This window comes from Nocardia sp. NPDC052112 (assembly GCF_040680135.1).
Classification (GTDB): Bacteria; Actinomycetota; Actinomycetes; order Mycobacteriales; family Mycobacteriaceae; genus Nocardia.
On sequence record NZ_JBFAWD010000008.1, the window covers coordinates 353347 to 367925 of the forward strand.

Consider the following 14579-nt stretch of genomic DNA (forward strand, 5'->3'; position numbering starts at 1 on the left):
AGCATCAAAGGAGGCAATGATGAAGGTTGTGGTCGATCGGAGCAAGTGCACGGGGCTGGGTATCTGCGAGTCCCTGGCTCCGGCGTTCTTCGAAATCGACGACAACGGCGAACTCGTCCAGCTCGAGGAGGGCGTCACCGACGAGGAGTTCGCCGCCGTCGAAGAGGCGGTGCAGGGGTGCCCGACGGAGGCGCTCCGTATCGTGAGCTGAGTCTCAGGCGGATTCGGCTTCGGCTTTGATTGTCGACCTCCGCGGTGCACGTCGGCGCCGCGGCGGCGGCGTGGGCTCGCCGGACGCATCAGGTGTCGCGATCCCGGTGCGAATCAATGATTGTGCCGTACGGATAACGGTTTCCAGCGATCCTCGGCGAGGCGTCCACCACTCCGCGGCCCAGTTCAGTGAACCCATGATGAGCATCTGTGTGACGTGCAGGTCCAGCTCGCTCCGGATCTGTCCCTCGGCGGCGGCGTCTTTGATCAGTTTGCGCCAGATCGTGCCGTAGTTCGCCTCTTCCGCGAGTTGGCGGGCGCGCAGATGCTCGGGTATCTGGCCGCTGTTGCGGATCGCCGCGGTCGCGTAGTCGGAGAGTTCGAGTTCGTGGCGCAGGTGGGCATCGATCGCGATCATAATGCGGTCGATCGGCGAGACATCACTGGAAATCTCGTCGAGGACGCCCTGGAGATGTTTGACCATCTCGGCGATTCCACTCCACATGACTTCCTCGATGAGTTCTTCACGCGAGGGGAAGTAGTAATAGATCGCGGGAGCCTGGAGTTCGGCGTACTCGGCGACATCGCTCAGCCGGGTCCCGGCGTAGCCCTTCATGCTCAGCACATGAGCAGCGGCGTCCAGAATGCGCTGACGAGTCCTGGCCGATTTGGTCTCCGCGGCATGATCCTCGTCTGTCGCGTTTTGCTGCACCTTTGGTTTTCTAGCCACCGTTCAACTATAGGGCAGCTCTGTTGTGAGCCCTTTGGTGACACGGCACACTGTGGAACCGGTTTATCCTGTTCTGTCCAGATTTTCGAATCTATGTTATAAGATATTGTGTCGGCCTGTCTGAACCGAGACCGGGCCTCGAGATCCTCGGGATGCACTATGGGCGACGCAACGAAGCGTTCGGCGGGTTCCTCCCGCAGCCTACCGGGCAGGCGCGGGTGAACGCGTGCTCCTCGTGCACGGGTTCACCCTCAACTGGCAATCGTGGGGCGGCGTACTCGACGAGCTGAACGTTGACTTCGATGTGCTCGCGCCGACCCTGCCCGGTCACTGGGGAGGTCCGGAGCTCGATCGGCCGCTGACGATCGCCGGGTTCACGGATTTTCCTCGAGCGCCAGATGGACGCCGCCGGATGGGCCGGTGCGCACGTGGCCGGGAACTCGCCCGGTGGCTGGCTGGCCTTGGAGCTCGCGGCTCGTGGCCGGGCGCGGTCGGTGACCGCGGTTGCGCCTGCTGGACTCTGGGAGTCTGGTACCGCCGCCGACGACGTCCGGCGGAAGTTCCGCAGTTTCTGCCGGGTAGCGCCGGCCATGCGGTTCGCGGCCCATCCGGCCGTGCCGGATATGGCGCGCCGTGCACTGCTGCGCTGGTTCGCGCACCGGCCCAGCAATGTGTCACCACAGCTGGCCGCCGTGACGATCGAGGCCCCGGCACACTGCCGCTGCTTCGACAGCGTCGCCAACGATTCGGATACCACTGCCGTGGACGCCATGCGGCGTGTCGAGGTTCCAGCGAACGTGCTGTTCTGCGGGCGGGACCGGGTGATCCCACCGGCACGGTACGGTCGGCGAATCGTTGCGAAAATGCCCGCGATCGCATCGAAGACGCTGCCCTGGGTCGGGCGCGTGCCGATGCTCGAGGCGCCGGTCCTGATCGCGGGCGAGATCAGGGAATTCGTTGATTCGGCATACGGGCGCACCGTGCGATCAGCGTAAGTCGTTGTGTCCACCGGCCTTACGCGCGTGGTGGATGTACCGAGATCAGGTGCTCGAGCAACTGCGCAAGGACATTCTTGGCGGAATCCCGCGTGCGCACGTCGCAGAGCTGGACCGGTACCTGATCGTCGAGGTCCAGCGCATCCCGGATTTCCGCGACGCTGTATCGCGGGGCGCTGCCTCTTCTCAGATTAATTTAATATAATGTAAAAATTGCCCGCCGACCGGATGCCCCGGTCGGCCGAACCATGAACGGTAGTAGCTGATGCTTCCAGATGTCCTGTGCTCACGACTCGCGCTGCCGGTCGTCGCCGCCCCGATGTTCATCGTCTCATGTCCGGAACTCGTTGTGGCACAATGTATCTCAGGTGTCATCGGGTCGTTCCCCGCGCTCAATGCGAGACCGGTGAGCATGCTGGACGATTGGCTGGCGGAGATTTCCGAGCGATTGGCCGCTCACGACGCGGCAATCGACGGCGGGCGCAAGGCGGCGCCCTTCGCGGTGAACTTGATCGTGCACAAGAGTAATGCGCGCATCGAAGATGATCTCGAGCAGTGCGTGCGCCATCGGGTGCCTTTGGTCATCACCTCGCTCGGCGCTCGCGCGGACGTCAATGAAGCCGTGCACTCCTACGGTGGAATTGTGCTGCACGATGTGATCAACGACCGGTTCGCGCGAAAGGCGATCGAGAAGGGCGCCGACGGGCTCGTCGCTGTCGCCGTCGGTGCCGGCGGTCACGCGGGGGCTTTGTCCCCGTTCGCGCTCGTGCAGGAGATCCGGCAGTGGTTCGATGGTCCGCTGCTGCTGTCCGGTGCGATCGCGCACGGCCGATCGGTGCTGGCCGCTCAGGCGGCGGGCGCTGATCTCGCATATGTCGGTTCGGCATTCATCGCGGCCAGGGAAGCCAACGCCGCTCCCGAATACAAGCAGTGCATCGTCGACAGCGCGGCGTCCGACATCGTGTACTCGAACTACTTCACTGGCGTGCACGGCAACTTCCTTCGAAGCAGTATTTCCGATGCCGGGCTGGATCCTGACAATCTGCCCACTGCCCTCACGCATACGTTCGGCTCGGTTGCCGACGAGTCGAAACCGAAGGCGTGGAGTCAGATTTGGGGCTCGGGCCAGGGTATCGGCGTGATCGACAAGGTCGAGAGCACTGCGGCGATCGTGGAGCGAATGCGGGCCGAGTACGAACAGGCGGTGGACTCCATCACCGCGGCGGCATGGGTGAACGCTTGACACGATGGTTCGGCGGACAGCTGAGGCTGTTCGCCGAACCGGCGATCGAGTATGGGGCCCAGCCGATTACACGCTGAGAGCGTATGTGCGCACGTTGCGCCGATCCGTGTAGCTCACCCGGCCGAGCATGGCCAGCACATCGAGGTGCGCGTGGATTTCGGTAACCGCGGACAGTTGGTGGTCGATCGGCAGTTCGTCGAGCTGGCATTCCCGGCGAGTCCATCGCAGTGCGCTGGCCACCTCGTAGGCGGTCGACGAACCTGCGGCGACCTCGTCGCAGATTTTGTCCAACCGACGTTGATGGTGGTGCAGCAGCTGCTCGATGCGGCTGTGGCTGCTGGTGGTCACGGGACCGTGCGACGGCAGCACGGCTGAGTCCGGGAGCCCGTGCACCAGTTCCAGGGAGGAAAGGTAGGAGCGCAGCGGATGTGCTTCGGGCGCCCATTCGAAACCGATCGACGGCGTGATGTGCGGAAGAATGTGGTCGCCGGAGAACAGCAATCGACTGTCGGCGTGATTGAACACGACGTGCCCCCGGGTGTGTCCGGGCGTCGAGATCACCTCGATGTCCCCGTAGCGGAGCCGGATTCGGTCACCGTGTTCGAGCCAGCGGTCCGGCGCCCCGAAGGAAATACCCGTCTCGTTTTCGGGTGCCGGGGTGTAGGCGAGTTCCCGGGCGAGTTCCGGGGCGCCGCACGTGGTGAGCAACTGGGCGTGATTGGGGAACCGTCCGGCATCGGTCCGGTATCCCATGATGCTGTGGCGTTCTTCCCTGCCGACCAACAGCTCACAACCGAGTGTGCTGCGCCAGGCGTAGGCCTGGGAGTAGTGGTCCCAGTGGTGGTGGGTGGCGAGGCAGGTGACAATGTCGTCGAGCCGGTAGCCCAGGTGGCGCAGCGCCGCGGTCATGGCGGTTTCGGTCTGCGGCCCGTACCAGCCCGGGTCGATGACCACGAGCCCGTCTGCGGTCTCCAATACGTAAGCGTTGACGGTGCCGAGCCCATCGAGGGGGAGTGGGAGCGGGACGCGATGGATACCGCGCGCGACCGGGTGAGCGCCGGGTTCGGTCCAATCCTCGGGTTGATCGGTAACCAGCGGCATATGCACCACTCCCTTTTCACGCTATGGGGATATTGCTTATCTACTCTAGATTAGAAAGTGTTCGCAGATCGAGTGGGGTGCGACACTTGCGGATAAGCTGACTTATGTTACGCTTCCGATGTGATCCGGGGCACACTGTGTTCGCCGATTCGGATCGCGCGACATCGGCTCGCATACCTCCCGCGCTATGACATCACGGGAGCCGTCCGGTCATGGAATTTAATCAAACATAGATAAGACTTCTGTTCATTTGACCAGAAGTAAAGCGGGAAGGCTCGTTCATGGTGGACAGTGCTGTGTCCGTCGAGAGATCGTCACCGGGGCGCTGGGGCGGTGCGGCGGCCAAGGCCGCGATCGTGCCGCGTGCCGTGGGACAGTTCTTCGGAACCACACTGGATACGTTGCGCATGGTCCCGCGGCGTCCATTCCAGGTTCGCGAATTCATCGAGCAGTCGTGGTTCATCGCGAGCGTGTCGATCGTCCCGACCCTGCTGATCGCGATCCCGTTTTGCGTCATGGTGATCTTCCAGATCAATGTGCTGCTGAACGAAGTCGGTGCCATCGACCTGTCCGGCGCCGGTGCGGGCATGGCGGTCATCCGCGAGATCGGCCCGGTGGCGACGGTTCTGGTGGTCGCGGGCTGTGGCGCCACGGCCATCTGCGCCGACCTCGGATCTCGGACCATCCGCGAGGAGATCGACGCCATGCGGGTACTCGGGATCGACCCGTTGCAGCGGTTGGTAGTGCCGCGAGTGCTCGCCTCCACCATGGTGGCGGTGTTCCTCAACGGTCTGGTGACCGCGGTCGGCCTGACGGGCGGATACCTGTACGCGGTGTTCCTGCAGGGGGCGACTCCGGGCCAGTTCATCACCGCGATCCCGATCCTCACCGGAATTCCGGATCTGCTGGTCAGTGAGCTGAAGGCCGGTGTATTCGGGTTGCTCGCGGCGCTGGTCGCCTGCCATCTGGGACTAAATGCGAAGGGCGGGCCGAAGGGCGTCGGCGACGCGGTCAATCAAACCGTCGTCTTCAGCTTCGTGCTGCTGTTCCTCGCCAATTCCATCATCACCACCCTGTGGCTGAACTGAACGGACCATGAGATGAGTACATCCAGCGAATACGGCGTTTCCGACGCGCTGCGTCGGAAACGATTGGGGCACAGGGTTTTCAGTGCTGCCTCGAGCCCGGTCGACGGGGTCGCCGGACTCGGTGATCAGCTGTCGTTCCATTTGCATGGTATCGGTTGGATACCGCGCACTCTCCGTCGCTATCGGCGCGAGACGATTCGGCTGGTGGCCGAGGTCAGTCTGGGCACTGGTGCGCTTGCGGTCATCGGCGGAACCATCGTGATCGTCGGATTCCTCACGGCCGCAGCAGGTTACGAAGTCGGTCAACAGGGCAGCAATTCACTCGGCCGAGTCGGGATCGAGGCGTTGTCGGGCTTCATCTCCGCCTTTTTCAATACTCGCGAAGCCATTCCCGTTGTGGCTGGTGTCGCGCTCACCGCGACGGTCGGCGCCGGATTCACCGCGCAGTTGGGCGCGATGCGGGTGAGCGAGGAGATCGATGCGCTCGAAGTGATGTCGGTGCCCGCGGTGCCGTATCTGGTCACCACTCGCATTCTCGCCGGGTTGATCGCGATCGTGCCGCTATATGGGATCGCGCTTTTCATGGGGTACGCCTCCACCCAATTTGTCAGCATTGTGCTGTCGGGCCAGTCCCAGGGCACCTACTCGCACTACTTCAATGTGTTCCTGGTGCCGAGCGACGTGCTCTGGTCGCTGGTCAAGGTGATCGCCTTCGCACTGGTGGTCATGTCCGTGCACTGCTACCACGGCTACCACGCCTCCGGTGGACCGGCGGGTGTCGGCGTGGCTGTGGGGCGCGCGGTGCGCGCTTCGCTCATTTCGATCATGATCATCGACCTCATCATCGGCATCGCCGTCTACGGCGGCATTCACTCGACGGTGCGGGTGTCCGGATGAAACTCGAAGTCTCCCGCCGCCGTGCACTCACCCTGGGCCTGAGCGCCGTATTCGCGTTCGTTTTGGCCGTGACGGGTGCGATCGCCTCCTGCAGTGGCACATTCGTGTCGACCACACGCGTATACCTGTATTCCGATCGAGCCGGTCTGCTGATGGCACCCGGATCGGACGTCAAGGTGCAAGGCGTGGTGATCGGTCGGGTCAGCACGATCGACCTCGACAACGAACGGGCAAAGCTCACCCTCGATCTGGATCCGAGTCAGGCTCGACGTCTGCCGGCCAATGTCGGCGCCGAAATCGCGCCTACCACACTGTTCGGACGTAAGTTCGTCACACTGCTGCTGCCCGAACAGCCGGCGGCCACCGAACTGACGGCCGGGACCATCATCGACGGCTCGAAGGTGACCGTCGAAATCAACGACATCTTCCAGACGCTGCTCACCGTTCTGAAAACCCTGGAGCCGCAGAAGGTCAACGCGACCCTGACCGCTCTGGGGACCGCATTGGACGGGCATGGCGGACGTTTCGGGGACCTCATGGTCGCCCTCGACCGCTACCTCGGGCAGTTCAACGACTCGATTCCGACGCTGCGGCGCGACGTCCCGCTGGCCGCCGACAACCTGGACACCCTGGCAGCGGCAGCTCCCGACCTGATGACGACGATGCGCAATTTCTCGACCACCAGTTCCACGATCGTCGAGAAGCAGGCCGGCTTGAGCGCTTTCCTGCTCTCGTTCACCAACTTCGGCAATACCGGCAGTTCGTTCCTCGACTCCTCGGCAACCCCGCTCATCGGCGCGGTGCAGGCGTTGGAGCCGACAGCCCGTGTCCTCGCCGAGCAGGCCCCGACGTACCCGTGCTTCCTTTCCGCGCTCAATGACGCTCGCAAGTACTTCGAGCGCGCGTTCGGTGGTGGGCGACCGGGCCTGAACGCCCTGGGCACCATCTTGATGGGTGACCCGCCGTACACCTACGCGAAGGATCTTCCGGTGAACGGTGCCGCCAATCCGCCGAGCTGCCACGGCTATCCCTTCGGACCCGGCAGTGCGCCGCTCGGCCACACCGATTTCAACACCGGCACAACGGTGTACGGCCCGGCCCGGTCGGCGGAGGACTTCATCGGCAATCCCTTCGCCCCGCTGATCTACGGACTGACCCGATGACCGCCCGCCACGCCGGAGTGAAGCTGACGATCTTCCTGGCGATCACCTCCATTGTCTCGGCCATGCTCGTCGTGGTCATCGGTGACCTGCGCTTCGTGTCCACCCGCAGCTACCACGCCTTGTTCACCTCCGCATCGGGGATGAAGGTCGGCGACGACGTGAAGGTCGCGGGAGTGCCTGTCGGCAAGGTGAAGTCGGTGGACTTCGCGCACGACAAGCTCGTCGAGATCGCGTTCTCCGTCGACCGTGACATCGCGGTCCTGCGCAGCTCCACTGTCGCGATCCGGTACAAGAACCTCATCGGCGACCGCTATCTCGAGGTGATGGTGCCGCCGGACGGTTCGGGGCAGCGGTCGGAAAGTGATCCGATTCCGGTGTCGCAGACCAAACCCGCGCTCGATATCGACAGCTTGGTCAACGGGTTCAAGCCGCTGTTGCAAGGCCTCGATCCCGACGATGCCAACAAGCTGTCCGCGTCCCTGATCGCGGTGCTCAACGGTCAGCAGCAGAGCATCGCCGACTTCATCCGGCAGATGGGGTCGCTGGGCAACACCCTCGCCGACCGCGACCAGGTGATCGGCGAGACGATCCAGAACCTGGACGTCGCGCTCGGCGCCATCCACGACACCGGTGACAAGTTCGACCATCTGGTCGTCGATCTGCAGTCCCTGATCAGCGGGCTCGACAGCGACCGCGCCACCATCACCGCGGGCTTGGACCAAATCGACGCGGGTGCGGCCGAAGTCGCGCAACTCCTGGTGGACAACCGGCCCGCCATCGGCGGTGATATCGAGGGGCTGAAGCAGTTGGCGAGCAACCTCGACGCCGACTCGAGCACCCTGTCGCTGTTGCTTGCGAAGCTGCCCACGACCTTTCCACTCATCACGCGGATCGGCAGCTACGGCAGCTTCGTCAACTGGTTCGTATGCGGTCTGGCGATCCGATACCCCGCCATCGGCGGCGGCCACCAGGACACCCCGATGTTCGTCGCTCCCGCCGAAAGGTGCCAAGCCAAATGACGAAGCAGAAGCTGCACAAGCAGCCGAAGATGTTCTCCGAACGCAATCCGGTCAAGCTCGGACTCGTCGGCACCGGGATCTTGATCACGCTGCTGGTAATTGTTTTCAACTACGACAACATCCCGTGGTGGCCAGGACGCAGCACGATCGTGGCCGAGTTCGCCGACGCCAGTGGGCTGACTACCGGTGACGCGGTGCAGATCTCGGGCATCAAGGTCGGCAAGGTCGATTCCATCGGGCTCAGCGGCGACCACGTCGATATCACCCTGAAGATCGATACACACGGACAGGCCCTCGGCAGCCGCACCATGGCGGCGATCAAGGTCGAGACGGCGCTCGGTCGGCGGTTCATCGAATTGCGGCCCGACGGCGACGGTCGCTCGGTGACACGAATTCCGTTGGACCGCACCACATCCGGATTCGATCTCACCGAAGCGCTGAATCAGCTCACCGGCCGCCTGCAGGGCACGGATAAGAAGCAGCTGGCCGACGCGGTCGACAGCCTGTCGAAGGTGATGGACACGCTGCCGGACAACTTGAAGACCTCGCTCGACGGCGTATCACGGTTGTCGGCGACGATCGGCTCCCGTGACAGCGCGTTACGCGATCTGCTCGGGCACGCGAACTCGGTCACCGGCGTTCTCGCCGAGCGCAATCAGAATCTCACCGCGCTGATGACCGACGGCGGATCCTTGTTCGCGGCGCTCAACGACCGAGCACAGGTCATTCGGGCGCTGCTGACGAAGGTGAAGACCGTCAGCGACGAGCTGCGCGCCCTGGTCAAGGACAACACCGCGACCACCGCGCCGATGCTCGCCGAACTGGACCGGGTCGTGGGCCTGCTCAATACGAATTACGACAACATCAACTCCGCGATTCTCGGGCTGCGCCCGTATGTCAGCCAGCTCGGCGAGGCGGTCGCCAGCGGGCCGTTCTTCGGCGCATTGCTGCAGAACATCGCGCCGGCGAACCTCAATGGGCAGCAGCCGGGTAGCCCTGGACAAGGCAGTCACCGATGAAATCCCTGCGCGCGGGTATATCCCGTACCCCCTTGCCCGGCCGGATCCTGGCCGTCCTGATCGCCGTGGCTCTGGTGACCACTGCCGCGACGTGGTGGGTGAGCAACCGTTCGACCGTGCGTATCACCGCGTTCTTCACCAACTCGGTGGGGCTCTACCCGGGTGACCGGGTGACGTTGCGCGGTGTTGCGGTGGGTGAGATCGACGACATCACACCGGTCGGCGATCGCGTCCGGATCACCATGCATTTCGACGCATCACATCCGGTCGCCGGCGATACCCATGCCGTCATCGTCGCCCCGACCTTGGTGTCGGGTCGATACATCCAGCTCACACCCAAACGCGGCAGCGAGCCCACACTCGCCGACGGTGCGGTGATCCCGCTCGAGCGCACCGCGGTTCCTATCGAATACGACCAGATCAAGCGTCAAGTCACCGATCTGGCCACGCAGCTCGGCCCCAAGGACGGCGACCCCACCGGGACGCTGACTCGGTTCACCGACGCGACCGCCAGGGCGTTGCAGGGCAACGGGGCAACGCTCAATCAGACACTGGTGAATCTGTCGCAGGCGATGCGGACCCTTGCCGACGGCGGCCCGGATCTGTTCGCGACGGTGCGGAACGTGCAGGCCGTCGTTTCGGCCCTCGCCGCCAACGACAACCAGGTCCAGGCCTTTGTCAACCAGCTCGCCGGGGTATCGAATCTGTTGAACGACAATCGGACTCAGCTGGCCGCGGCCCTGCAGTCCATGCAGGCGATGCTGCCGCAGATCCGGACGTTCGTCGCCGACAACCGTGACGCGCTGACCAAGAATGTCGCGAACCTGACCCACATCACGCAGCTGCTGGTCAACCGTGAGGACGATCTTGCCCAGATCCTGCATCTCGGGCCGACGGCGATAGACAACTTCTACAACATCTACGATCCGCAGTCGCACTCGTTGACCGGCAATCTGGCGCTACCGGACTTCCCGGATCCGATGTCGTTGATCTGCGCGCTGCTGACCACGGTGAACGCACCGCAGGAAGAGTGCTCGCGCGCGAGCGCGCACTTCGGGGATCTGTTCGGCGCGGCCGCTCGGGCGGCCATGGGCGGCGCGGCACCCGCTCCGGCGCCGAGTCCGACCGGCGGAGTTCCTGGATTGCCGCCCGGATTGCCGGCCATCCCCGGCCTGACCGACATACTCATCCCGGGAGCAGGACGATGACATCCTCCACCATGGTGCGCGCGGGCGGTGTGCTGCTCATGAGCGCGCTACTCACAGCCGGGTGCCGGTTCGACGGTGCCAACTCGATTCCACTGCCGGGCAACGCGATTCACGACGGCGCCTATACCGTCCAGGTCGAGTTGCGTGATGCGCAGAATCTGGTGGCGAATTCGTTCGTGAAGGCAGACAACGTCACCGTAGGAATGATCACCTCTATCGCGGTGCGTCACAACATCGCGGTGGCCACCCTGAAGCTCGACAAGGGTGTGCGCCTGCCCGCCACCGTGAAAGCAAGATTGGCGCAGACCAGTGTGCTCGGCGCCCAGTATCTCGAACTCACCACGCCCACAGACACATCCGGTGGCGAACAACTGCGCGACGGGGATGTGATCCCGCTGTCGGCGAGTTCGGAGTACCCGGCGACCGAAGAGGTGCTCGCCGCAGTGTCGCTCGTGCTCAATGGCAGTGGCCTGCAACAGATCCGGACCATCATGTCCGAGCTGAACCAGGGTTTCGCCGGTCACGAGGACGCGATCAATCGGTCGTTCAGCCGCCTGGCCACGTTCGTCGACGGCCTCGATGCCCAGCGCGAGGACATTGTGCGTGCCATCGACAGCCTCGACTCGTTCGCCCAGGAACTCGCCCGGCAGAAGGACACTCTCGGCACCGGGATCGAGCAGATCCAGCCGGCGCTGAGCATCCTCGGCGAGCAGAAAACACAGCTGGTATCGATGCTCGACCGAGTCGGTGTGTTCGGTCAGCGAGCGGCGCAGGTGCTGCAGTCCAGTCGTGACGACCTCACCGAAGAGCTGCACAACCTCCAGCCGGTTTTGAGCCAACTGGCCGCGGCCGGGTCCGACCTCACCGGCTCCCTGCTCGTCGCCGCGACCTTCCCGTTCCCGGTCACGGTCGCCGATAAGGCTATCAAGGGCGACTACGTGAATCTGTTCCTCACCCTCGACCTCAGCGTCGAGACCATCCGCGACAAGATCATCGGCAGTATTCCGCTCGGTGACTTGATTCCGATGTCCAACCGGGCGGTCGATCCACTGATCGCGCCGACCAGAACGAGTCCCGGCCCTGCGCCCGCACCCGTGAACAACGACCAGGACGGAGGCCGGTGATGAAGACCCGCTTGATCAAGGGCCAGCTGATCGTATTCGCACTGCTCGCGACCGTCAGCCTGGTCTACGGCGCCATCAACTACATCGGCATCCGGCGCGTCACCGGGATCGGAACCTACACGGTGGCAGCCGATTTCGTCGACGCCGGTGGGATTTACGAATCCGCGTCGGTGACCTACCGAGGCGTGGAGGTCGGCCGGGTCACCGGCGTGGATCTGAACAACGGCACCGTCCGGGTTCGGATGCAGCTGCGCACCGGCTGGCACATTCCGGCCGCGGCCGCGGCCGTGATCAAGAGCACGTCCGCGATCGGTGAGCAGTACGTCGACCTGATTCCGTCGGACGAGCGAGGCCCCTACCTCGCGGACGGCTCGGCGATTCCCGTGTCACGAACGACCGTGCCCATCCCGACGAGCAAGGTACTCGACGATACGCAGGCCCTGCTGGCCAGTGTGTCCACCGACTCACTGCATGCCGCGCTGGACGAGACCTTCCAGGCGGTAAACGGCACCGGTCCCGCGCTCGCCTCATTGATCGAATCCTCGGCGAGGTTCCTCGATCTGGCCCAAGCCGATATCGGGCCGACCGTCACGCTGATCAACGACGCGGAGCCGTTGCTGCGCACCGGTAACTCGGTGCGCACCGAACTCCGTTCCGCGGTACGGGATCTGGGTTCCTTCACTGACCAGCTCGTGCACAGCGACGGCGACTTCCGCGGCGTGCTCGACCAGGGCCCGTCCGCCGCGGACACCGTCGCGGGCACACTCACGGACCTGAGCACACCGTTGCCGACCATGCTGGCTGATCTGCAGACCGTTGGTCAGGTGGTGCGTGTCAACGTTCCCGGACTGCGCCAGATCCTGGTGGTCTACCCGGCCCTCGCCGCGGCTGTCGATTACAGCGTGGTGGGCGCAGGATTCCAGACCGACGGCAATATGCTCGCGCCGGCCGCGGCGCTGGACGTCAAACTCGGCAATACCCTGAACCCGCCACCATGCACCGACGGGTACCAGGCCACGCAACGACGCGACCCGTCCGACACCGGTCCGGCCGAGGTCCCGCGCGACAACTACTGCAAGGTCGCCCCGGACGAACCGAAGGTTATTCGCGGCGCCCGCAACACACCCTGCGCCACCGATCCGTCCGTCCGTACCGCGGAGGTCGCCAACTGCCCGAAGGGGCTGCCGTCGACTTGGCCGGAAATGCTTGCGCACCCTGGTGATTCGGAGCCGGTGGCGGTACCGCGGCCGACCGCATCAAATGCGCCCGCGCATCCCGAGCCCGCCGCCGCACCGCGAACTGCCGCGCCGGCCGCACTGGCCGTGCCGTACGCCGAAGGCGACGGCACCTTCCGAGGCCCCGACGGTCTCACCTACGTCTTCGGGCTGTCGGCCCGTAGCGCCGCCTACGGAGAGGAGAACCAGGGATGGCAATCATTGCTGATCAAGTAGAAGTCGATCGAGAAACTGGGGCGCAGGCCCCGAGTCGGGGAGAACTGGACGTCGACCAGGCGGAGTCGCCCGGGGGGCCGTCGAGGCCATGGCTCGCATGGGCGATCGTGCTATCGACTGTCGCCGCCCTGGTTCTGGCAGGTGTGAGCGTGAAGTTCGGGCTCGATGTCCGCGATAACGCACGTGCCGACGACCGCGATCACGCGGCGCGGGCAGCCGCGAATCGCATTGCCGTGCAGCTCGTCACGCTCAATCACTCCTCGGCCGAACAGAACCTCGACGCGATAGCCGCCGACTCGACGGGGGCGTTCCACGACCAGTGGGACAAGATCTCCGGCAACTTCGCCAGCGTGCTGCAGAACGGCAAGGTCGAATCCACCGGTGAGGTGAAGGAATCCGGCCTCGCCGATATCGATGACGCGCACGCCACCGTGCTGACCGCGGTCACCTCCACGGTCAAGAACACCGAAGCCCCCGAGGGGCAGCAGCGGGTCTACCGCATGAAGATGACCCTCGACCACTCCGACGGCCGCTGGCTCGTCTCGAACGTGGAGTTCGTCGCATGACCACTGACACCGCAATCGCCGATATCGAGGACCTCGACGTGGCAGACACCGCGATCGATACGAAAAGCGAAGAGCAGCAGGAAGAATCGCCTACCGCCCGCACCGACTCGGGCAAGCGAGTCGGGATTCGTCGCCGGATCCATCGGCTGTCGACTTTGAGCCGCCGCTCGGCCATCGCGACTCTTGTGGTACTCGGCCTACTGGTGGGCACGGGGGCGGTGACTACGATCGTCTTCGCTCGGAGCGCGGCGGATCACCGCGCCACCGTGGCGGCGGCGAGCGCGGCGCGCGAGTCCGCGCAATCGCGTATTCCCAAGGTGCTTTCCTATGACTACAACACCATCGACACCGAATTCCCTGCCGTCTCGCAGAATCTGACCGGAAAGTTCCGCGACGACTTCGGGAAGCTCGGCACGAGTGTGATCATTCCTGCCGCACACCGCGATTCGATCGTCACGAAGGCCACGATCGTCGGCGCCTCGGTGGTCTCCGCCGACAGCGACAAGGTGACGTTGCTGTTGTTCCTGAATCAGGAGACCACCAGCACCAAGTACCAGGGGCCGCGGCTGGACGGCAGCCGTATCCGGGTAACCATGGCCGATGCCGCGGGGACCTGGCTGATCTCCGACATCACACCTGTCTGACAGTAATCCGGAAAAGGAGTCCATCATGGGCGTCGAGGTCAGGACCGAGGGTGTTACCAAATCCTTCGGTTCACAGCGTATTTGGCAGGACGTCTCCTTGACGCTGCCCTCGGGTGAGGTC

Annotated in this window: 15 protein-coding genes; 13 read left to right on the forward strand and 2 right to left on the reverse strand. The window is 64.2% G+C overall.

Annotation, left to right across the window (positions count from 1 at the left end; all coding sequences use genetic code 11):
• Window positions 1–19 precede the first annotated feature (19 nt).
• Complete coding sequence (locus tag AB0L58_RS18865; RefSeq protein WP_364388213.1) at window positions 20–211, forward strand: ferredoxin; 192 nt, start codon at window positions 20–22, stop codon at window positions 209–211.
• Between the two features lie 3 nt (window positions 212–214).
• Here AB0L58_RS18865 and AB0L58_RS18870 read toward each other — a convergent pair whose 3' ends face one another.
• Window positions 215–940, reverse strand: coding sequence for a TetR/AcrR family transcriptional regulator (locus tag AB0L58_RS18870; RefSeq protein ID WP_364388215.1), 726 nt, complete (start codon window positions 938–940; stop codon window positions 215–217).
• A 398-nt stretch (window positions 941–1338) separates the two neighbouring features.
• Here AB0L58_RS18870 and AB0L58_RS18875 point away from each other — a divergent pair, with 398 nt between their 5' ends.
• Window positions 1339–1935: an alpha/beta hydrolase gene (locus AB0L58_RS18875; RefSeq protein ID WP_364388217.1), complete on the forward strand. Its 597-nt coding sequence runs from the start codon at window positions 1339–1341 to the stop codon at window positions 1933–1935.
• A gap of 262 nt (window positions 1936–2197) precedes the next feature.
• Entirely contained in the window at window positions 2198–3178 is a 981-nt protein-coding gene (locus AB0L58_RS18880; RefSeq protein WP_364388282.1) for a nitronate monooxygenase family protein, read from the forward strand.
• 66 nt (window positions 3179–3244) lie between these two features.
• Here the strand turns inward: AB0L58_RS18880 and AB0L58_RS18885 are convergent, their stop codons facing one another.
• Complete coding sequence (locus tag AB0L58_RS18885) at window positions 3245–4279, reverse strand: MBL fold metallo-hydrolase (protein ID WP_364388219.1); 1035 nt, start codon at window positions 4277–4279, stop codon at window positions 3245–3247.
• 281 nt (window positions 4280–4560) lie between these two features.
• On the opposite strand from AB0L58_RS18885, the gene AB0L58_RS18890 reads away from it, so the two are divergent.
• The 10 genes from AB0L58_RS18890 to AB0L58_RS18935 all read left to right on the forward strand — a co-directional run bounded on the left by AB0L58_RS18890 (window position 4561) and on the right by AB0L58_RS18935 (window position 14458).
• On the forward strand, window positions 4561–5367 hold the full coding sequence (locus AB0L58_RS18890; protein ID WP_364388221.1) for an ABC transporter permease: 807 nt from the start codon (window positions 4561–4563) through the stop codon (window positions 5365–5367).
• A gap of 12 nt (window positions 5368–5379) precedes the next feature.
• Window positions 5380–6264, forward strand: coding sequence for an ABC transporter permease (locus AB0L58_RS18895; RefSeq protein WP_364388223.1), 885 nt, complete (start codon window positions 5380–5382; stop codon window positions 6262–6264).
• Complete coding sequence (locus AB0L58_RS18900) at window positions 6261–7427, forward strand: MCE family protein (RefSeq protein WP_364388225.1); 1167 nt, start codon at window positions 6261–6263, stop codon at window positions 7425–7427. Before AB0L58_RS18895 ends, AB0L58_RS18900 begins: the two co-directional genes overlap by 4 nt.
• On the forward strand, window positions 7424–8446 hold the full coding sequence (locus AB0L58_RS18905; RefSeq protein ID WP_364388227.1) for an MCE family protein: 1023 nt from the start codon (window positions 7424–7426) through the stop codon (window positions 8444–8446). The genes AB0L58_RS18900 and AB0L58_RS18905 overlap by 4 nt, the downstream gene beginning before the upstream one ends.
• Window positions 8443–9465 (forward strand): MCE family protein, encoded by a 1023-nt coding sequence (locus tag AB0L58_RS18910; RefSeq protein WP_364388229.1) that lies wholly within the window; start codon window positions 8443–8445, stop codon window positions 9463–9465. Before AB0L58_RS18905 ends, AB0L58_RS18910 begins: the two co-directional genes overlap by 4 nt.
• Entirely contained in the window at window positions 9462–10673 is a 1212-nt protein-coding gene (locus AB0L58_RS18915; protein WP_364388231.1) for an MCE family protein, read from the forward strand. Before AB0L58_RS18910 ends, AB0L58_RS18915 begins: the two co-directional genes overlap by 4 nt.
• Window positions 10670–11797 carry an MCE family protein gene (locus AB0L58_RS18920; RefSeq protein WP_364388233.1) on the forward strand — a complete coding sequence of 376 codons (1128 nt, stop codon included), beginning with the start codon at window positions 10670–10672 and terminating at the stop codon, window positions 11795–11797. Before AB0L58_RS18915 ends, AB0L58_RS18920 begins: the two co-directional genes overlap by 4 nt.
• On the forward strand, window positions 11797–13248 hold the full coding sequence (locus AB0L58_RS18925) for an MlaD family protein (RefSeq protein ID WP_364388235.1): 1452 nt from the start codon (window positions 11797–11799) through the stop codon (window positions 13246–13248). Before AB0L58_RS18920 ends, AB0L58_RS18925 begins: the two co-directional genes overlap by 1 nt.
• A gap of 149 nt (window positions 13249–13397) precedes the next feature.
• Window positions 13398–13814 (forward strand): hypothetical protein, encoded by a 417-nt coding sequence (locus AB0L58_RS18930; protein ID WP_364388237.1) that lies wholly within the window; start codon window positions 13398–13400, stop codon window positions 13812–13814.
• Window positions 13811–14458: a hypothetical protein gene (locus AB0L58_RS18935; RefSeq protein WP_364388239.1), complete on the forward strand. Its 648-nt coding sequence runs from the start codon at window positions 13811–13813 to the stop codon at window positions 14456–14458. The genes AB0L58_RS18930 and AB0L58_RS18935 overlap by 4 nt, the downstream gene beginning before the upstream one ends.
• Window positions 14459–14579 lie beyond the last annotated feature (121 nt).

Excerpts from the sequence above, each read along its gene's own strand:
- AB0L58_RS18865 (WP_364388213.1), top strand. The coding sequence starts at position 20 with ATGAAGGTTGTGGTCGATCGGAGCAAGTGCACGGGGCTGGGTATCTGC.
- AB0L58_RS18875 (WP_364388217.1), top strand. The coding sequence starts at position 1,339 with ATGGACGCCGCCGGATGGGCCGGTGCGCACGTGGCCGGGAACTCGCCC.
- AB0L58_RS18885 (WP_364388219.1), bottom strand. The coding sequence starts at position 4,279 with ATGCCGCTGGTTACCGATCAACCCGAGGATTGGACCGAACCCGGCGCT.
- AB0L58_RS18890 (WP_364388221.1), top strand. The coding sequence starts at position 4,561 with ATGGTGGACAGTGCTGTGTCCGTCGAGAGATCGTCACCGGGGCGCTGG.
- AB0L58_RS18895 (WP_364388223.1), top strand. The coding sequence starts at position 5,380 with ATGAGTACATCCAGCGAATACGGCGTTTCCGACGCGCTGCGTCGGAAA.
- AB0L58_RS18900 (WP_364388225.1), top strand. The coding sequence starts at position 6,261 with ATGAAACTCGAAGTCTCCCGCCGCCGTGCACTCACCCTGGGCCTGAGC.
- AB0L58_RS18905 (WP_364388227.1), top strand. The coding sequence starts at position 7,424 with ATGACCGCCCGCCACGCCGGAGTGAAGCTGACGATCTTCCTGGCGATC.
- AB0L58_RS18910 (WP_364388229.1), top strand. The coding sequence starts at position 8,443 with ATGACGAAGCAGAAGCTGCACAAGCAGCCGAAGATGTTCTCCGAACGC.
- AB0L58_RS18915 (WP_364388231.1), top strand. The coding sequence starts at position 9,462 with ATGAAATCCCTGCGCGCGGGTATATCCCGTACCCCCTTGCCCGGCCGG.
- AB0L58_RS18920 (WP_364388233.1), top strand. The coding sequence starts at position 10,670 with ATGACATCCTCCACCATGGTGCGCGCGGGCGGTGTGCTGCTCATGAGC.
- AB0L58_RS18925 (WP_364388235.1), top strand. The coding sequence starts at position 11,797 with ATGAAGACCCGCTTGATCAAGGGCCAGCTGATCGTATTCGCACTGCTC.
- AB0L58_RS18935 (WP_364388239.1), top strand. The coding sequence starts at position 13,811 with ATGACCACTGACACCGCAATCGCCGATATCGAGGACCTCGACGTGGCA.